The sequence below is a fragment of the Pannonibacter sp. SL95 genome (genome assembly GCF_026672425.1).
Classification (GTDB): Bacteria; Pseudomonadota; Alphaproteobacteria; order Rhizobiales; family Stappiaceae; genus Pannonibacter.
Genome location: NZ_JAPPRC010000002.1, coordinates 1 through 18,423, shown reverse-complemented (window position 1 = coordinate 18,423; position 18,423 = coordinate 1). Strand labels below are relative to the sequence as shown.

Annotated in this window: 19 protein-coding genes; 17 read left to right on the top strand and 2 right to left on the bottom strand. The window is 67.4% G+C overall.

Annotation, left to right across the window (positions count from 1 at the left end; all coding sequences use genetic code 11):
• Window positions 1-2: 2 nt before the first annotated feature.
• The 17 genes from OVA12_RS00375 to OVA12_RS00295 all read left to right on the top strand — a co-directional run bounded on the left by OVA12_RS00375 (window position 3) and on the right by OVA12_RS00295 (window position 15,508).
• On the top strand, window positions 3-368 hold the full coding sequence (locus OVA12_RS00375; RefSeq protein WP_268133674.1) for a GTA-gp10 family protein: 366 nt from the start codon (window positions 3-5) through the stop codon (window positions 366-368).
• On the top strand, window positions 365-640 hold the full coding sequence (locus OVA12_RS00370) for a hypothetical protein (RefSeq protein ID WP_268133673.1): 276 nt from the start codon (window positions 365-367) through the stop codon (window positions 638-640). The genes OVA12_RS00375 and OVA12_RS00370 overlap by 4 nt, the downstream gene beginning before the upstream one ends.
• Window positions 637-6,330 carry a DUF4214 domain-containing protein gene (locus OVA12_RS00365; protein ID WP_268133672.1) on the top strand — a complete coding sequence of 1,898 codons (5,694 nt, stop codon included), beginning with the start codon at window positions 637-639 and terminating at the stop codon, window positions 6,328-6,330. Before OVA12_RS00370 ends, OVA12_RS00365 begins: the two co-directional genes overlap by 4 nt.
• A gap of 535 nt (window positions 6,331-6,865) precedes the next feature.
• Window positions 6,866-7,894, top strand: a complete 1,029-nt coding sequence (locus OVA12_RS00360; RefSeq protein WP_268133671.1) for a hypothetical protein — start codon at window positions 6,866-6,868, stop codon at window positions 7,892-7,894.
• Window positions 7,876-8,043 (top strand): hypothetical protein, encoded by a 168-nt coding sequence (locus tag OVA12_RS00355; RefSeq protein WP_268133670.1) that lies wholly within the window; start codon window positions 7,876-7,878, stop codon window positions 8,041-8,043. Before OVA12_RS00360 ends, OVA12_RS00355 begins: the two co-directional genes overlap by 19 nt.
• Window positions 8,044-8,166: 123 nt before the next feature.
• Window positions 8,167-8,844, top strand: a complete 678-nt coding sequence (locus OVA12_RS00350) for a hypothetical protein (protein ID WP_268133669.1) — start codon at window positions 8,167-8,169, stop codon at window positions 8,842-8,844.
• Window positions 8,844-9,242 carry a hypothetical protein gene (locus OVA12_RS00345; protein WP_268133668.1) on the top strand — a complete coding sequence of 133 codons (399 nt, stop codon included), beginning with the start codon at window positions 8,844-8,846 and terminating at the stop codon, window positions 9,240-9,242. The genes OVA12_RS00350 and OVA12_RS00345 overlap by 1 nt, the downstream gene beginning before the upstream one ends.
• Before the next feature lie 3 nt (window positions 9,243-9,245).
• A complete protein-coding gene (locus tag OVA12_RS00340) occupies window positions 9,246-10,088 on the top strand; it encodes a hypothetical protein (RefSeq protein ID WP_268133667.1) in 843 nt (280 codons plus the stop codon).
• Window positions 10,085-10,291, top strand: coding sequence for a hypothetical protein (locus tag OVA12_RS00335; protein WP_268133666.1), 207 nt, complete (start codon window positions 10,085-10,087; stop codon window positions 10,289-10,291). The genes OVA12_RS00340 and OVA12_RS00335 overlap by 4 nt, the downstream gene beginning before the upstream one ends.
• Window positions 10,288-10,572, top strand: coding sequence for a hypothetical protein (locus tag OVA12_RS00330; RefSeq protein WP_268133665.1), 285 nt, complete (start codon window positions 10,288-10,290; stop codon window positions 10,570-10,572). The genes OVA12_RS00335 and OVA12_RS00330 overlap by 4 nt, the downstream gene beginning before the upstream one ends.
• A gap of 11 nt (window positions 10,573-10,583) precedes the next feature.
• Window positions 10,584-10,841 (top strand): spike base protein, RCAP_Rcc01079 family, encoded by a 258-nt coding sequence (locus OVA12_RS00325; RefSeq protein WP_268133664.1) that lies wholly within the window; start codon window positions 10,584-10,586, stop codon window positions 10,839-10,841.
• Between the two features lie 5 nt (window positions 10,842-10,846).
• Window positions 10,847-12,160, top strand: a complete 1,314-nt coding sequence (locus OVA12_RS00320; RefSeq protein ID WP_268133663.1) for a hypothetical protein — start codon at window positions 10,847-10,849, stop codon at window positions 12,158-12,160.
• A complete protein-coding gene (locus OVA12_RS00315; protein WP_268133662.1) occupies window positions 12,157-12,603 on the top strand; it encodes a hypothetical protein in 447 nt (148 codons plus the stop codon). The genes OVA12_RS00320 and OVA12_RS00315 overlap by 4 nt, the downstream gene beginning before the upstream one ends.
• Before the next feature lie 63 nt (window positions 12,604-12,666).
• Window positions 12,667-13,344: an NlpC/P60 family protein gene (locus OVA12_RS00310; RefSeq protein ID WP_268133661.1), complete on the top strand. Its 678-nt coding sequence runs from the start codon at window positions 12,667-12,669 to the stop codon at window positions 13,342-13,344.
• A 25-nt stretch (window positions 13,345-13,369) separates the two neighbouring features.
• Window positions 13,370-13,837 (top strand): inadl protein, encoded by a 468-nt coding sequence (locus tag OVA12_RS00305; protein WP_268133660.1) that lies wholly within the window; start codon window positions 13,370-13,372, stop codon window positions 13,835-13,837.
• 4 nt (window positions 13,838-13,841) lie between these two features.
• Entirely contained in the window at window positions 13,842-14,558 is a 717-nt protein-coding gene (locus OVA12_RS00300; RefSeq protein WP_268133659.1) for a hypothetical protein, read from the top strand.
• A 485-nt stretch (window positions 14,559-15,043) separates the two neighbouring features.
• Window positions 15,044-15,508 (top strand): hypothetical protein, encoded by a 465-nt coding sequence (locus OVA12_RS00295; protein WP_268133658.1) that lies wholly within the window; start codon window positions 15,044-15,046, stop codon window positions 15,506-15,508.
• 105 nt (window positions 15,509-15,613) lie between these two features.
• On the opposite strand, the gene OVA12_RS00290 is transcribed toward OVA12_RS00295, so the two are convergent.
• Together OVA12_RS00290 and OVA12_RS00285 are read right to left on the bottom strand one after the other, a co-directional pair.
• Window positions 15,614-16,003 (bottom strand): hypothetical protein, encoded by a 390-nt coding sequence (locus OVA12_RS00290; protein ID WP_268133657.1) that lies wholly within the window; start codon window positions 16,001-16,003, stop codon window positions 15,614-15,616.
• Window positions 16,004-16,252: 249 nt separating this feature from the next.
• Window positions 16,253-16,684, bottom strand: coding sequence for a hypothetical protein (locus tag OVA12_RS00285; protein WP_268133656.1), 432 nt, complete (start codon window positions 16,682-16,684; stop codon window positions 16,253-16,255).
• Window positions 16,685-18,423: the final 1,739 nt, after the last annotated feature.

Sequence of the window (18,423 nt, the reverse complement as noted above, 5' to 3'; positions counted from 1 at the left end):
CAATGACCGACCGTCTCAGTTCGGGCGAGGTGACCATCACGCTCGGTGGGCGCGAGCGCGTGCTGCGCCCGACGCTCGATGCAGCGCGGAAGATCAATTCCAAGTTCGGCGGCTTTACCCAGGTCTACCAGCAGTTCGTGCAACAGGACTTCGCGGCGCTGACCTATGTCCTGGCGGCCGGGCTCAACGCAAAGCGGCTGCAGGAGACGATTGACGAGATCGAGCCGCAGGTGTTCGCCGGTGGTCTGTTCACCGGGTATGGCGAGGCCGCCATCAAGTTCTTGCGCAACCTGACCGCAGGCGGGCGCGATGCGGATGCGGCTGCCGAAACCGACGCGCCGGATGACGGAGACGCAGACCCGGAGTGAGGGCGGCCGCCGTCTCCGAGTATCTGGACCGGTTGTTCGACCTCGGCACCGGGCACCTCGGCTGGACGGCGGCTCAAACGCTCGACACCAATCTCGACCACATCCGCCGGGCTGCTGACGCCCGGCATGAGCTGATCTCGTCGGTGCTGCGCGCGGTGTTCCCGCCAGCGCCGACGCCGCCCGGCGGCGACGGGGTGGCTGGCAAGCTCATGCGGTTTGCCAGCTCGCATAACGGCATGATCGCGGCGCGGGCCGCATCGGAGACGACATGACCGGTGATTCTGATCGTTCGATGGAAGTTGTGCTCGCGGCGGATATTGCCGGGTTTGAGCGCGAGCTGCGCCGGGCGGATGCCGAGATTAGCGCGTTCTCGCGAAAGGCGGAGCGTGGGCTTGCCCAGGTCGACCGGGCAACGGGCGATTTCAATCGCTCGTCGGCCCAGTCGGCCCGGGTCTGGGCTGCGAACATGCGCGCGATGCAGCAGCAGCAGCAGGCGCTGGCGGGGCTGAAGGGAGCGTTTCTCGGCGTCTCTGCGGCGATGGCGGCGCTCGGCTCGACGCAACTGATCAACGGGGTCGTGCAGACCTCGGCGTCGTTTGAAAAACTGCGGGCCTCGCTCAAGACTGTGACCGGATCGGCCGCGGCCGGCGCGGCGGCATTTGAGGAGATCAAGCGATTTGCCGGGACGACGCCGTTCTCGGTTGCGCAGGCGACCGAGGCGTTCATCAAGCTGAAGGCTCTCGGGCTCGATCCGTCGATGGTGGCGATGGAGAGCTACGGCAACACGGCCTCGGCCATGGGCAAGGACCTTATGCAGTGGGTCGAGGCCATTGCGGATGCCACAACTGGTGAGTTCGAGCGGCTCAAGGAATTTGGCGTCAAGGCCAGCAAGTCTGGCGATGATGTTGCGTTTACGTTCCAGGGCGTCACGACGACGGTGCGCAACAGCGCCGACGAGGTCGAGCGCTATCTGCGGCGAATCGGTACGGATACGTTTGCCGGGGCCATGCGCGAGCAGATGCAGGGGCTCAACGGGGCGCTGTCTGCGCTCGATGACCAGATCCAGCTGACGGCGGATGCCATCGGGCGGGGTGGGTTGTCGGACGCGATTTCGCGGCTTGCGAATGATGCGGCGTCGGCGCTCGAGGAGAGCCGGGCGTCGTTTGAGGGGTTTGGCGGAGCGCTGGGATCGGCGCTCGAGGGCGCGGCGGGTGCGATGGTGCCGCTTGCCCGCAATGCGGATATGGCCGCAATCGCGCTGGCTGCGGTGTTCGCCGGGCGGACCATCGGCGCGGTGACGGACTATGTCCAGGGCACGATGCAGGCGGTCGCGGCGTCGCGGGCCAATGCTGCGGCGGCGCTCGAGGATGCGCGGGCGCAGGGCGTCAATGCGGTGGCAACGCTGAGGGCGGCGCAGGCGCGGCGAGACCTTGCGGTCGCAAACGGGGCGGCGGCGGGTACGCTCGCCCGGCTGAACAGGGATGTGGGCACCGCCGAGCGCGCGGTCGACGGGGCGACGGCCAGCATGGCGCGCTGGTCGGACGAGCTGGCGCAGAGCACGGTGCGGGCGCGGGCGGCTAATGCGACGATGTCGGCGCTGCGCGGCACGCTGGCGTTTTTTGGCGGACCGATCGGTCTCGGCATTACCGCCATCACGGCTGGGGTGGCGATCTGGGCGACGCGGACGAGCGAGACCGAAACCGCGACGCAGAGCCTCGAGGCGGCGGTGCGCCGGCTGCGGGAGGCCTATGGCCAGACCGGTGCCGAGGTCGAAAAACTGTCGCAGGCCTCGCGCGACATGGCGGCATTCGAGGTCGGTGAGGCTCTCAAGGAACAGCGCAGCCAGCTGGAGTCGGCACGCGCGGAGCTGAATGCGGCGCTCGATGTCTGGCGCACGGCAATGGGCCGCCGGGCGGACCGGCGGGTGCAGCTCGGGATCGACGATCCGCTCAACGAATTTCTTAAACAGGGCGGCGCGCTGCGTCAGCTCGCCGATGATTTTGACCAGGGCCGGATCGGGATTGACCAGTTCCGCGACGCACTGGCGCGGCTCGGCTCGGAGAACAGCGGCAATGCGGCGCTGGTCGCGCTGGTCGAGCAGGCGCTGCGCACGACGACGCAGGTTGCCGATCTGGAGCGCAGTGTCCGCGATGGCGAGGCGGCGCTCAATTTGGTGCAGGGCGCGGCGGGCGGCGCTGGCGGGGCCATTGCCGGGGCGGGCAATGCGGCGGCGGGTGCGGCGGGGCAGTTCGCCGGGGCGGCTGCGGCGGTTGACGCCTATGCAGCCTCGATGCGGGCGCTGTCGGCGGCGCTGCCCGGGATGCAGGCGGCCATTGGTGCGCAGGAAAAGCTGGCGAAGGCGCGCGAAGAGCTGAACAAGGGGCTTGAGGCGGCGGCGTTCATGCCGGACGCGCTCGGTGCCAGCCAGGCCTTGATGGATCGCTTCGAAGAGCAGAAGCGCGAGATTACCGGCGTGGCCGGGGCCTATCGCGAACTCGCCGGCATCGAGAAAGACACACTGATCGACAAGATGCCGGCCAAGGAGCGGGCGGCGGCGCAGATCCGGCGGCAGTTCGAGGAGCGGGCGGAAGGCATCCGGGCGCTGGTTAAATCGGGCGCACAACAGGCCGAGATTGACGATCTGCTGGCGAAGAACAGCCGGGCGCTGGAAAAGGCGCTCGGCAACAGTGCGGCAGCGTTCGAAGACAAGGGCCGCAAGGCGGGCGGAGCGGGGAAAAAGGTCAAGGACGCGGTCAAGTCGGTTGACGACTATCGGCGGCTTGTGGAGCGCACGGCGCAGCAGGAGATGCCCTGGCTGCGCGCGGCGGAAGAGGCGCAGGAGCTGCGCGAGGCGTTGGCAGCGCTGATTGCCACGGGCGAGGATCTGCCGCCCGAATATGTGATCGCCGTGCGGGCGCGGATCGACGAGCTGGAACAGGGCGGTGTGCTCTCAGGGCTTGGCGCTGACATGGGCCGGGATTTCGGCGACGCGTTTTCGTCCGGGTTCGGGGATGTGTTCCGCGACCTGATGGAGGGCGGGTTCGACTCCTTCGACGAGTTGCTCGACAAGGTGACGAGCAAGTTTGCCGATATCGGTTATCAGAACATCGACCGGCTGTTCTCGGGCGAGGCGTTCAAGGATATGGGCTCGGCGCTGAAGGGCTCGCCGGGGGCGGCGCTGACCGATGCCGTCGAGGCCGGGGCGATGCGTGGCACGCGCACGGGCGCGGCGACGGGTATTTTCGGGGCGCTGGCGCAGGGCGGGGCTGGCGGGCTGATGTCGGCTGGTGGCCAGGCGCTTGGCGGGGCGCTTGGCGCGTTCAGCATGGGCTATCAGTCCGGCTCGCCGCTCATGGGCGGGCTGGGCGGTGCGCTGTCCGGGCTGTCTGCAGGTCTTGCCTTCGGGCCGGTGGGCGGGGCGATTGGTGCGCTGGTCGGCGGCGGGCTTGGGCTGTTCGGCGGCATTCTCGGCGGCAATGCGCAGGCCAAGCAAAAACGGCTGCAGGCGCAGCGCGAGCTGGCGACGTCGATGGGCGCCATCAACCAGTTCAAGCAGATGAGCGCTGGCCGGGGTATCGGCGAGTTCCGCGACGGGCATACGGAATACACGGACCAGTCGGTCAAGTACCAGATCATGGCGCGCGATGCGGGCAACAAGGGGCTGCAGCGCGAGCTGGAGCAGCTGCACAGCCAGTATTTCGCGCTGCTGGAAAAGACGTTCCGCAAGGAGCGCGATGTTGCGCTCGGCAATCTCAACCTGGGCTTCGGGTTTGATACCGCGTTCTTCGATGCCGTCGACAACATGGAGCAGGCGCGCGACCAGCTGACCGGCTGGGTCGACGATGCACGCTACATGTTCGACCGGCTGCGGGACTATGGCAACGATCTCGATCCGGATGCGGTCAACACCTACATCTCCGAAATGGAGCATGCGGCGCAGCGCTACGCGATCTCGCTGGTGACCGGCGTCGAGCCGATGAGCGATGTCGCCGAGCGGATCAACGAGATCAAGGGCTCGGCGGTCGGCCTCGAGGAGACACTGATCAGGCTGGCGATGTCGGCGGACGAGGCCGCGGCCTCGGTGGACCATGCGGTCAAAACGGCGATGGACAAGCTCCGCGGCGAGTTCGCTGACGAGATCCGGCGCTCGATCAATGACCTCACCGACCAAGGCTACATCAACCAGCTCAATGATGCGGTCAAGACGCTCGGCGAGCGGCTGGCGGATACAAAGCTTCTCGGCCTCGACAGCGCGCTTGCGCTCGAGGAGTTCGACGCGGCCATCGCCTCGATCACCAAGGGGGCGGCGGACAGCCTGCCGCATGGCGGAGCGGGCCGAGGTCTATCGCAATGCGCTCAAGGCCGTCTCCTCGGCGAGCGGCGAGGCGGCCGGAGTTGTGGACGGGCTGCTCAAACGCGCTCTGGAAAGCCTGACGGAAGCGGCGGCAGAGGCCGCGACGCAACTGGGCGAGGGCGCGCGCGGGCTCTATGCTTAAGCATCCGGGGCAGCATCTCCGGCGCCATGGGGATCGGCTATTACAGCGAGATCGAGGAGGCGCTGACGCTCTATAACGAGCGGCTGAAAACGGCGGCGGATCTGGGGTTTGAGGCGACCGGGGCGCTGCGGGCGCTGGAGCTGTCGCTCGGCCAGATCTCGGCGACCTCGGGTCTCACGGAAGCGCAGCTCGAGGCGCTGGCCGAGGTGTTCCCGGCGGTTTCCGACACGCTGCGCGGGCTGATAGGGGCGGGTGGGTCGAACCAGGTGGCGGATGCGCGCTCGGCGGCGGATCAGGCGCGGGCGGCGCTGCGGGCGGCGTATGAGGCCGAGCGCTCGGAGCTGGAACAGACGATTGCGACGCTGGGCGGTTTTGCCGAGCAGATCAAGGCGTTCCGGACGCAGTTGCGGCTGGACGCGCAGCTCTCGCCGCTGTCGCCCTTGGAAAAACTGCAGGCGGCGGCAGCGGCCTATCAGGACACGCTGGCCAAGGTCGGGCAGGGCGACAAGGATGCGCTCGGCAGGCTGGAGCAGGTCAGCCGCGATTACCTCAACGAGGCGCGAGCTTACTATGGCTCGACCGAGGCTTACACCACAATCTGGCAATCGGTTGACCAGCAACTGGCAGCGGCGCTGGCGAGTGCGGAAACGCAGGTCTCGGCGGCAGAGCAGCAGCTTGCGACCCTGAAGACGCAGGTTGGCGCGCTGATCGACATCAATGACAGCGTGCTATCGGTCGGCGCGGCGATCACCGGGCTCAATGCGGCGATGGCGGCGCTGGCGAGTGCCGAGGGTGCGCAGGCGGCGGCGATCCGCGAGCTGGCGGCGATGCAGGCCGCCCAGAACACGGCCACGATCCAGGCGCTGTATCAATCCCTGCTCGGGCGGCAGGCGGATGCGGGCGGGCTGGTAAGCTGGCAGCAGCATCTTGCCGGGGGCGGCTCGATCAAGGACGTGGCGTCGGGCATCGCCAACTCGCGCGAGGCGGCGATCCGCAATCTCTATCTGTCGGTGCTGGGGCGCGAGCCGGACGCTGCGGGCCTTGCGGGCTGGCTCGATTACCTCGGCAAAGGGGGCGATATGGCCGGTGTGCAGGCGGGTATCGTCAACTCGCCGGAAGCGGCGCGGTTGCGGTTGCCGGGCATGGCGGCGGGCGGGCTGGTCAGTGGCGGGGTTGCCGGTGTTGACAGCGTGCCGCGCATGCTGATGCCGGGCGAGTTCGTGATGCCGGTGCTGGCGACGCGCAACTATGCCAGCGAGCTGGCGCAGATGCGGGCCGGGACATTCCAGGCCAATGACAACTCGGGCGCGGTGGCGGCCGAGATCCGTGGGCTGCGGCAGGACGTGGACCGGCTGGCCGGGGTCGTGGCGGCCGGGGCCAAGGCCAATGTTGACGCAACGCTCGAAACCACGCGAGCGGTGCAGGATCAGCGGCGGCTGGCCGGCATGGGCAGGGCGGCTCGATGAGCGAGTATCTGATCACGCTGGACGCCTGGTCTGATGCCGGGTCGGGTGGCTCTGTTGTCACCCGCTATCTGTCGACGCATGGCCGGGCGAGCGGTCCTGCCGAGGTGCCGGCCAACACGCTCTATGAGCCACGGATCTCCGATCCCGGCTTTATCGAGGCGAGCCTGTTCGGGGCGGGGCGGACGTTCGGCGCGGGGTCGGTGACGGCGGGCGAGGTGGTGCTCTCCAATGCGGACGGCGCGTTGGACGGCTGGCTTGATGACGGATTTGACGGGCGCGCGATCCGGATCGACCGGATTGCCGATCCGCGTCTCGGGCTCGCAGCGGCGGAGCGGCTGTTTACCGGCACGATGGAGGCGGTGGACGCGACCAGCGATGCGCTCACCAGCCTGCGGCTGCGGCTCTATGACCGGCGGCTCGATCTCGACCAGCCGATCCAGAGCGCGCGCTACGGCGGCACGACGGCGGCGGCGGGGGCAAGCGCGGACGGGGGGCGGATCTGGCCGGCAAGGTCAGGCCGCTGGTGTTCGGGCGGGTGTTCAAGGTGCCGGCGGTCTCGGTCAACCCGCATAATCTCATCTATCAGGTGCATGACGGGGCGGTGGGCGCGATCAGCGTTTTTGACGCGGGCGTGCCGCTCACCGATGACGGCGACGTGGCAAGCCTCGCCGCGCTGGCGGCAGCGGTGATCCCTGGCGGGCGCTATCGCACGTGCCGGGCGCTCGGCCTGTTCCGGCTGGGGGCTGCGCCGTATCGCACGGTGACGGCGGATGTGGTGGAGGGCGCGGCGCTGGCGGATCGGTCGGCGGCGCGCGTGGTCGAGCGGATGCTCATCCGCATGGGGCTCGGCGCGTCGGTCGACGCGGTGTCGGTCGCGGCGCTGGCGGCGGCAGCTCCGGGCGAGGCCGGGATTTTCATTGGCGACGAGCGGTCGGGACTGGCGGCGATGCAGGACGTGCTGGCGAGCGTCGGCGGGTGGCTGCTGACCGCGCCGACCGGGGCAATCGAGGTCGGGCGGCTGGCGGCGCCCGGTGTGCCAGTGATGCAGATCGGTGAGGGGCAGATCGAGGCGCGATCGCTGCGACTGTTGCGCGTCAGCGATCCGGGCGAGGGGCTGCCAGCGTGGCGGGTGGTGCTGCGGCACCGGCGGCACTGGCATCAGTACCAGGCGGGCGATGTCGCCGAAATGCTGTCGCAGGAGCTGCGGGCAGATCTCGCGCGCGATGCGCTGGACGTGATTGCCGAGGCGCCTGCGGTGCGCAGCCGGCATCCTCTGGCGCCGGAGCTGACATTTGACACGCTGCTGACGGACGTGGGGGCTGCTGCCGCCGAGGCGGCGCGGCGGCTGGCGCTCTACAGCGTCCGGCGTGATCTGGTCGCGCTGGATGTGCTTAGCGGAGATGGTCGGCGCGGCGCGGCTGGGGGTGAGCGTCCGGCTCGTCCTGTCACGGCTCGGCTATCAGGCCGGGCGCGACATGGTTGTGATCGGCCGGCGCGAGCAATGGCGCGACGGGCTCGTGACGCTGACGCTGTGGGGCTGACGACATGCCGGACATCACCATAACGAGCCTGACGGCAGCCGGCGGGGCGCAGCAAATCACGCTGGCGGTGGCGGTCAGTGACGGCAACGTGCTGCCCTATCTGCAACTGGCGGCCGTCGAGATCTGGGCGGCGAGCGTCAATGACCGGGCGAGCGCGGCGAAAGCCGGCTGAGGGCGCAGGGGGCAGCTGACGCATACGGGCCTGCCGACCTCGGCAACGCGGTTTTACTGGGCGCGGGCGCGCGACCGCAGCGGCAATCTCGGGCCGTGGTTTCCGGCCTCGGCGACGGCGGGGGTGAGTGCGGCGACAACCTCGACCGCGCTGGCGCCCGGATCTGTCGGCAATACCGAGCTGGCCAATGGCGCGGTGACCGGGGTCAAGATCGCGGCCTACTCGGTGACGGCGGACAAGATGAGTGTGTCGAGCCTGTCGGCGCTGACGGCCAATCTCGGTACGGTCACGGCGGGCTCGCTGACCGGCGTCACGATCACGGGGGCCACGGTGCAGACCGCGACGAGCGGGCGGCGCGTGACCATGTCGGCGAGCGACAATTATCTGCGGGTGATCAGCGCGTCCGGCTCGCAGGTGGCGGCCATCGGCGAGACCTATTCGGGCGATGTGGTCATGTCTGTCGCGCGCGAATCCGGCACGCCAGCGGTGCGGCTCCAGAACAGCTCCTCCGGCGGGGCGTTGCAGCTGACCGGATTTGCGGACATTTCGTCCAGCTACGCATTCCAGCCGGCGCTGATCGTGACCGGGTCCAGCGGCTCGGGCAACAATCACGGCATTCGTGGCCGGGCGAGCGGCGGCGGGTCGGGGTTGATCGGCGTGCCGCATGGGCATCGGGCGGGTTTGCGGTTTACGGCGAGGTGGGGTCCATCGCACCGTTTACCGGGTCGCATGACGGTTTCCTCGAGCGCGCGTCGGCGGGCGGACCGGGTGACATCGTCATCGACACGGGTCGCATCCTGATGCGCAGCGGCCTTGACGATGCTGTCGGCGTCAATGCGCTGGCCGATACGGTGGCCGATCCACGTGTTTATGGCGTGATCAGCCGTCGCGTACCGTTTGAGGCGGGGGCCATGATGGCCGCATTCCCGCAGCAGGCGGCGGCGCTGCGCGACTATTGCGCGGAGCGGTTTGACCGGCTGGTGATCAACTCGCTTGGCGAGGGGCTGATCAATGTCTGCGGCCGGGGCGGGGATATCGCGGCGGGTGATCTCCTCTGCGCGTCGAGCCTGCCCGGTGCCGGCCAGCGGCAGGGCGATGGCGTGATGCGGGCCTTTACCGTCGCCAAGGCGCGCGAGGCGGCGACGTTTTCCAATCCGGACGAGGTGCGGCGGATCGCTTGCACATACCACTGCGGGTGACAAATGATCCTGACCTATGATCCCTGGTCGGACGGCGCGACGCTGTCCGGCGGCTCCTGGGCGGCCGCGTTGCCGCTTGCCAACCTGCAGCGGCTGCCGCTGGCGGCGGTGGCGCGCAGCACGTCGGCGGCCGAGGCGGCAACGCAGATGACCGTCGATCTCGGGCGCCCGCGCAAACTCTCGGCGTGGCTGCTCGGCCCGACCAATCTGACGGCGGCCTATCGATACCGGCTGCGCGGCTATGCCGGGGCGCTCACCGACGAGGTGTTTGACAGCGGCTGGCTGCAGCCGATGGCGGCGGACCGGGCGGGGCTCGGCTGGGATGCGCCGCGTTATTGGTCCGGGCTGACGGATGGCTCGGCGCTGCCGCCGCTGTGGCTGGTGCATGTGTTTGCCGCGCGGGTCAATGCTCGCAGCTGGCGGCTGGAGCTGTCGGACGTGGTCAACCCGGCGGGCTATGTCGAGGCCGGGCGGCTGTTCCTCGGACGGTCCTGGCGTCCGTCGACCGGGGTCGCGGTGCAGGGCAATGGCCATGAGGTCGAGGATGCCACGTGGCGCTCGCCGCTGCTCGGCGGTGGGCAGCATGTGCGGGCGCGGCGCGGCGCGCGGATCTGCCGTTTCGGCTTTGATCATCTGCCCGATGATGAGGCGTTCGGCGACGTGCTCGATGTGATGGCGCGGGCGGGCTATGCCGACGAGGTGCATGTGATCTCCGATCCGGCTGACGGGCCGGTGCGCATGCAACGTCGGGCGATCCTTGGCCGCATCACGCGCATGGACGCGCTGACGCTGGCGCACTGGCGCCGCGCGGCGACCGGGTTTGAGATAACGGAGATCCTGGCATGACGACACCTGCAGCCGTGGCGGGCGCGCTGACGCGCCTCGCGCAGTACAATTCCGGCGACTATGAGCCGGCGAGCAACCCGCGCGGCTTCGATGACGGCGGGCATGTGATCAATTTCCCGGCTGCGCTCGCCGACATGGTGACCGTCAGCAACTGGATTGCCGGCACGTTTGCGCCGGTGGCCGTGACAGAGGGGCCGCGGTGACGCTGGACTTATCCTCGGGTCTCAACTTCGCGCTTACACTGACAGGGTCGCGGGCGGTGATGGACCCCACCGGGGCGGCGCTTGGCCAGTCCGGCCTGTTGATCCTGACGCAGGGCGGGGCCGGGGGGCATCAGCTGAGCTGGTCCGGCGCGTGGCGGTTTGCCGGCGGCGCGCCGATCCTGTCGCCTGCGGCCGGGGCCATCGACACCGTGTCGTTTTTCGTCGTCTCGACCGCGCCGCTGGTCATCCTGGCGGCCACCACATTCGATTTTCGCACCTGAGGAGCTGACCGATGAGTGATCCGTTTGAAAGCTATTCCCTGGCGCCGGACAGCCCGGCGACCAATGCGGCGGCGGTGGTGCCGCATGACGCAAACGCGCTGGCTGTGCCGTCGCGCGCGCTGTGGGTTGGGTCGGCTGGCGACCTGGTGGTGACGATGCTGGGCGGCCAGACGGTGACGCTGGCCGGGGCCAGCGGGTTGCTGCCGATCCGGGTGCGGCAGGTGCGTGCGACCGGCACCACGGCTGCGGCCATCGTGGCACTGTGGTGAGCGGCATGGGTGCGATCAAACTGGGGCTCGGGCCGCTGGCGGTGACGCGGCAGGCGCCTGCCTGGATGGGTCCGTTTCAGCTGGCGCTGGATTTCCGGGCCGGGCGCTATCAGCTCAACCGGCAACAAGTTGGGTTGTCGCGGATTGACAGCCTGTATCACTCGCGTGCGTCTGCGCGTCGTGCTGAGGACAGCGCCGGGGTATCCCGTGAGTTCGCTAACGGCGTGATGGCCGTGACTGATCGCGGTTACGACAGCCGGGAAGGCTGGACGAACCTGATCCCTAACCCACTCGGGACAGGCGCTGTTGTCGGCGTTGTTGGTTCGGGCGGTGCGTTGCCGACCGGCTGGTATGTAAACACGTCGCACGGGATGACGACGCAGATTGTCGGCGTCTCCACCGTCAACGGGCTGCCGGTCATCCGGTTTCGAGTTTCGGGCACGTCGAACGGGGGCTTTTATGAGCTGAATTTACAGCCCGGAGCCGCATCTTCGCCTGCGATCCTGCCAAGCGCGGCGTACAACGTGTCCGGCTACATGGGTGTGGTGGCTGGAGCGTTCCCGGCTTCCGGCGAGTTCGGGTTCACGCAACGCAGGGCCGACCAAGCTCAGGCCGTGTCTGTTACATTGGCCAACACAGTCACGCTCAATGCGACGCCAGTTCTGACTCGGTTCAATGTCAATCTAACCAGCGCAGCCGATGCGGCATTCGGGCGGATGAGAATTACCATGTCGCCCTCAAATGGGGCGGCGGTCGATGTGACATTCGATATCGCCGCGCCGCAGCTAACCCAGACGGCATATCTGATGCCCTTCGGGTCTGGCACAGTCGCGCCGGACAGTATTGTCGTCCCAGCTGCGGATGCGGGGCTGGCTGTTAATCCGCCGCTTACGGTGGTTTGGCGCGGCGTTCCGCTGTCTTCTGCGCCATCGTTCGCAACGCTGCTTGAAATTCGTGCGGCAGCCAACAGGCGTGTCTCAATGTTCTTGAGGGCGAATGGCACATTGGGGATAGGTGTTCTTGAGGGGGGTGGAAACAACACAATTACAAACACGGGGAGTGTCTGGGCAGGCACAGAGACAACCGTTGTTTCGACAATTCGCCCCGACGGCACGACTTGGACGAAAGTGGGTTCTGACGCACATGTGACAAGATCAGGCGTCGTCGTGCCGCTGCCGGGGGCCAGCCAGTTTGCTCTCGGGAGCGACACAGCTAGGACGACACAGTGCAATTCACAAATCCGCATCGCCGCAGTCGGGGCCTTTGCCCTGTCCGACGCTGAAGCGCTCAACCTCTTTATCGCGGTGGCCGCGTCATGATCACGATTGACCACATCCTGCATTACTCCGGCCCGGACGCGGTGGACCTTGCCGCGCTCGGGCTCGTTAACGAGGGTCAGCCGGTCACTCTGGCTGACCTGTCCATCCGTCCGCAGTCTGGAACGTTTGACGGCGCACAGATCACGGCTGTTCGTGTCACGGTCTACGCTCAAGATGCGACGTTTGACGACGAGGGCTACGAGCTGACGCCTCAAATCATTGTCCCCGGCGTCTGGCTGGCGGTGCGTGCGGATCATCTGTTGACCGGCCTGCCGGAACTGGTGGCCGCTGCGGATGCGGATCTTGCCCGGCAGGGGCTGCCTTATGTCGTCTACCTCAATCCGAGCTATCCGCTCGACAGCCTGCGCAAGCGGGTGTTCCCCCAGTGGATGGGGGATGACTACGATTTGCGGACGCTGACCGAGGTGGACATCGTCGCCTGATTATCCCGCACACAATGTGACCTTCTGGCTCGCTTCGGCGGGCCTTTTTTTATGGAGATCGAGATGGACTGGAAAGAGATCCAGCGGGCGCTGGAGGCCAAGGGCTTTCGGCCCGGGGCGATTGACGGCATTCCCGGGCGGCGCACGCGCGCGGCTGTCGTGCGGTTTCAGGCAGCGCATAACCTGACGCCGGACGGGATCGTCGGGCCGGTGACGCGTCGTGCGCTGCTGGGGCCGGTGTCTGGCGATCTGGAGCCGTCCTGGCTGACCGTCGCCCGCTCCAAAATGGGGCTGCATGAGCGGCGCAACCGGGGCGGGCTGATGGCCTGGCTGCGGTCGGACGGCAAAACGCTGGGCGATCCGTCGCGGCTGCCCTGGTGCGGGGATTTTGTCGAGACCTCGCTTGCACTGGCGCTGACAAATGAGGTGCTGCCCACCAATCCGTATCTCGCCCGCAACTGGCTCACGTTCGGCGTGAAGCTGGCGCGGCCGTCTGTCGGCGCGGTGGCAGTGTTCTGGCGCGGCTCGCGGACGGGCTCGTCCGGACACGTCGGGTTCTATGTCGGCGAGGACGCGACGCACTATCACATTCTCGGCGGCAATCAATCGAACATGGTGAGCATTGCCCGCATCGCCCGCGATCGGCTGCTCGGCTTCCGGTGGCCGGCCTCGGTGCCGCTGCCGCTGACCGGTCCTGTCGCCCTGACCGCTGAGGGTCAGGTGACCACAAACGAGGCGTGACGCCTCGCAATCCCAGGAGACTGACATGCGCATGATGATGACGCTGGCGCTCGGCGCTGGCCTGCTTTTGCTTGCCCTCAACCCGGCTGCGGCCTCGACCGTGGTCGACCTGTCGCCGATGGCGGCGCCCGTGATCGAGATCGGCCTGACGCTGCTGGCCGGCGCTTTGCTCTGGCTGTTGCGCCGGGCGATTGCCGTGTTTGAGGATCGCGCGGACATGCAGCTCGACGAGCAGATGCGGGCTCGGTTGCAGGACGCGCTGTTTTACGCGGTGGATTTCGCCCGGTCCAAGGTTGGCAGGGTGACGGCCGGGCCGCTGACGGTGGATCTCCGCAACGAGATGGTGGCCGAGGCCGCGCGCTATGCGATGGCGGCGGTGCCGCAGGCGCTGACCTATTTCGGGATCGACCGGGGGCGGCTCGTCGAGATGATCGAGGCGCGGCTCGGTGCGGATCTCAACGGCGACGGTGTTGTCGGGCGGTCTCAGGGCTGAGCCGATGGCTACGGTGTGGGCGATTCTAGCCGAGGTGCTGGCCGCGTTTGCTAACCAGCTCCTCGATCGCTGGCGGTTGATCCGTCTCACCCGGGCCGAGGGCCGGGGGCAGGCCGCGCAGGCTGTGCGCGAGGAGGTGCGGGATGCGAGATGGACGGTTGATCAGATGGTGGCTGGTGGCGGGGGCCTTGACGCTCTGCGCCAGCGGCTGCGCGAGCGGGCCGCCGCTCGTCAGCACGGCAGCCGCGCGGCGCTGACCGGGCGCTGGCCTGCGAACAGCTGCGGCCGTTGCTGGCGGCTGTCAGCTGGGAGCCGGAGGATATGGACCACGCGAGCGACCGGCTGGTGCTGTCGCTGGCGCGAATTGACACTTTACAGGAGCGATGCGGTGAAACTGATTGATCTGATCGGGCAATGGCTTGCCCACGCGTCGCTGACCAAATGGCTGATGATACTCGCCTTTGCCGTTCTCGGCGCGTTGATGCAGCGGGACCTGTCCCTGTGGGGGCGGCTGCTGGCGGTGGCGGCAGGGCTCGGCGCGGCGGTGATTTTCGCCGAGCCGATCCGGCAGTTTTTGTCGCTCGACCCGACCTGGTCGGACGCGGTGGCGGCGGGGCTGGCGCTCACGGGGCGCAACTGGGCTGCGTTCGCGCTGCGGGCAAGCAGGGACCCGCTGGCGACAGCGCGCGATGTGTTGGGGCTGTGGCGGGGGCGGAGTTGACACCGCGCAAACTGCGCGCATAGGATGCGGCATCCCCTCACGCGAGGGGATGATCCGTATCTGGTTGTGGGTCGGACTAAGTTCCTCGCACACGCGGGGATGATCCGTATCGCATCACAGCGCGGACTAAGTTCCCCGCACACGCGGGGATGATCCGTATCGAATGGTGGTGCGGACTGCGTTCCTCGCACACGCGGGGTTTTGCGCCTAGCGCCGTCAGGCCTGAGATTTCTCAGCCCGGCGGCCGCAGGCCAGCGCAGCGGGTTTGTTGCCCCCCCCTGTGAGAGGAGGGCTTTTCGGTTGGTTAGCTTACGATTCCGGGCCATGAGGTCGGCGAGGAAATTGCAAAGTGCCGGAACGAATTGGCGCGGGATCGTGATATCAGCCGTCGCCCGTTCGCTGAACATTTCAAACTCGACAGTCGCGCTGGCTCGGTTCGGTGATCCCGGCCGGCCAGCTTTGACGACCCAGCACGAACTCACGTTATGGCCGGAACCGCGCCGCAGAAATCCGAGAGCAGCGAGGTCGGCATCAATAGCGTTAACAGCGCCGCGCTCTGCCTCGACGTGGGATTTGCGCTCGTTGATCTGCCGCATGCAGTCGTGGCACGCGCCGAGGGCCGCTTCGACGAGGCCTGCCGCCAGTTCTGCCGTCGAGGACTCCGACCAGGACGGCGCAATCGACGCGCCAAACGTGTTCTCGCCCAGCCAGTCAGCCACCGACATGGGGCGGCCGTGATCAGCCGGGGGCGTCAGATAGAGGCCGACGGAGCGTTTGTTGGCGTCATGGACGGCGGTGAACACAATCCCGTCGGGGCTGTTAACCTGCCCGTAGTGCGGGATTTCGGCATCAATCGTCCACCCCCAGCCGTCGCCGAGCGCGGCGCACAGGGTGCTGAGATGATCTGCGAAGCGGAACGCGGTTTCGTTGGTCAATTTCGTCTCCTCTGACATTCGGCCCAGGCGTCATCGCCTTGCCATGGTCAGAATATAGAGCGGAAATCCCGCATTGTAAAGGGGCGATTTGTGGATGCGGGAGTTTTTCGCCCGCGATGCTCAATCCGCCAGCGCGGCATCCCGGAGTGTTTTCCAGATCGGCCAGTCAACGGCGCCGGCCGAGCGGGCGAGCAGGTCCCGGCCCCGCGTGGGCTTGATGCCGATGGCCTCCCAGGCGGATTTATAGCCGTTGCCTCCAAGGCGCTGCGACAGCGTCTCCAGAAGTGTGGCGACCAGGTCGGTCGCCGGGGGCATGTCGCAAACGCCGAGGCTCCTGATCTCCTGCCGTACCGCATCGGCGGTCAGGGCTGCCGGGTGGTCGGCGTGTTCGCCGACGGCGACCTGCTTGGCGCAGGGCGGCGAGGGGGCGCCGATCAGAGCGCGCTCGGCGTCTTCGCGGGCGATGGCGCGGATGATCAGCGCCTGGGCGAGGTTGGAATGCATGGTCATGTTGCTCGCGTGTTGACGGGGCCTGAGGTGCATCGTATGGTTGAGGGGTCAGCGCATGGGGCTGGCGGTGTCGCGGTGGTCCTGCCTGTCGCGCTGGATCGAAACTTAGTTGTTCTTTAGTATGTGCCTTGGCACATGCCAATGTCGCGGTGGCTAACGCTGTCGTGTTGGATCGAAACCTAGTTTTTCTTTAGGTTGGGCTCATGCCCAAGCGAACAGCCCGCCCGGAAACAGCGGGCTGTTTTGTTGTCAGTGCCTGGTCACTGCGACCATGTGCGCGGAATGCCGAACAGCCTCAACCAGCCAGCCGTGGCCATAGAAGCCCATCCGCGTATGCCGTGGCGCATGAGGCGCTGCACCATGGCCGCGCAGGGCGCCTCGTAGCGCCGTTTGGCCACCCGGTGAGTGGGACGGGACGGTAAACCCTGTCGCCTTGCTTGGCAAAAAGGCACCGTGGGTGTTGCTGTCGCAGTAGATTTCGACCTTGTCTGTCATGGCTTTGGCCTCGCAGTATGTTTGGACATGGTGCCCGCCGCCGTTTTGGCGGGCACCGGGCCAGTCAGGCGCCAGCGGGGCAGGTCGCTGGGAGACGCCGCGCTTGGCGTCCCAGACGCGGCCGGATTCGATGGCCTCGCGTGCGGCAATCGCCTTCGCATCGCCTGCAGGTCCAGAGCGCGTCATCTCGGCCAGCTGGGCGCTGGTCAGGGACTGATGACGCTGTCAGGCAGGTACTCGGCCATGGCCGCGAAGCTGCGCGGGGTGCTGCCGATCTGCCCCCCCCCCCCCCTTTTCCCCCCCCCCCCCCCCCCCCCCCCCCCCCCCCCCCCCCCCCCCCCCCCCCCCCCCCCCCCCCCCCCCCCCCCCCCCCCCCCCCCCCCCCCCCCCCCCCCCCCCCCCCCCCCCCCCCCCCCCCCCCCCCCCGGACCGATGGCCTGAATACATCGCCCCGCGATCCAGACCCGTGGGTCTGATTCTGCTGACCACAGATCGCGCGCATCAGGAAGGCCAATACATGTTTGTCAAATCTCTTTGGGGGAGCCTCGTCTCTCCCGTTGCGCCTGGATCGGGGTAAGCGTGCTCGCCGGCTTACGGCTGATCATGCCGTCGAGCACAGCCTTTATGCAGGCATTCGTGGGCATGGGCGGCGTGTTCCTGCGGCGGCGGGTGTTGCCGAGTGCCGGGTGATCAATGATTTTTCCGGCGAGGTGACGACCCTGTTCCGGATCTTGCAGCGGCAGCTATCCGCAGTTTCTCGATTGCCTCCGGTTTCAGATCACAAGTGCCGGCGCGAGTTCGAGCGGCTCACCCGGTCGATCCGTCGACGCTGACGGATCTCGAGCGCTGCCCGGTTTTTGTACCGCGGACGGCCTTCGGCAGCAAAGTTCGTGGGCGGACCTTCGGCGTCGACGGTCATTTCGCCTGACGACGCTGGCACACATGCTCGAGCGGTTGCATGGCGAGCGGCTCTCGGGCGTCATCATCAGTACCTGCCGTTTCAGGAGTTCATCCCGCGCTATGACCGGCCGGGTACGCTGGCTACTGTGATCCGCCGTATTCCGGCGCGGTGCCGACTACGGCAAGGACATGTTCGCCTGTGACGTTACGCGCCTGGCTGAGTTGATGGCCGGGCTGCAGGGATGAGTAATTCTGTCGATCCAGCTTACTGATACGCCGGAGGTGCGCGAATATTCGGCCGGTTCACGATGCCGGTGACCGTAACCTATTCGATTTCGGAGGGTGCGCCGCCGGGCGGGGTTGGCAGCTGATCATTGCCAATTTTGAGCACCCGCTTTGGCGAGCCCGGCGGCGCCGTGAGGAGGTGCCGCCGGGGCTGTGTCAGGCTGCGTCGTGGTGCCAGCCGACCAGGGTGGCGTACTCGGCGGACGGGGGCAAATCCGGTGACGTCGCCTGTCGGCACGTCCGGTGTAGAGGAGGTCCAGCCATGCGCTGGATTTCCTCGACTCTGCAGCTTGCGGTGGCTGCGTGTAGAGCCGTTGCACGATGACTGATGGCGTGCCGCGAGCCCTGTGTGACGGCAAACTCCACGCTGGCGGCAAACGCGTCGGCGACGCTGTAGAGGGTCCAGCTGGCCGGATGTGTGATCAGGTCGATGTGATGGGCGAGGCCTGCCGCGGGCGGGCGGTGAATGCCGCGTCATAGAGCGCGGTGTTGCTGCTGCAAGGTCAGGGCCATGTGGCTCTCCAGTTCGGAGGGCCTGTGCGACGCGGAATCAGCCAGCCCGGCGCGGGGGTGGACGGAACGCACGGTGGTCTCCGATTCATGCGCCGGGATAGGGATTGCAGGTCGTGCCCGGGAACGGCAGGCGAACAAAAAGTCCCACCTTTTCCGGCGTGGAAAAAAGGTGGGACCAAACGAAAAAGCCTTTGTTTCAGCGTCAAAGGCTGGAGGCATAGCCCGGA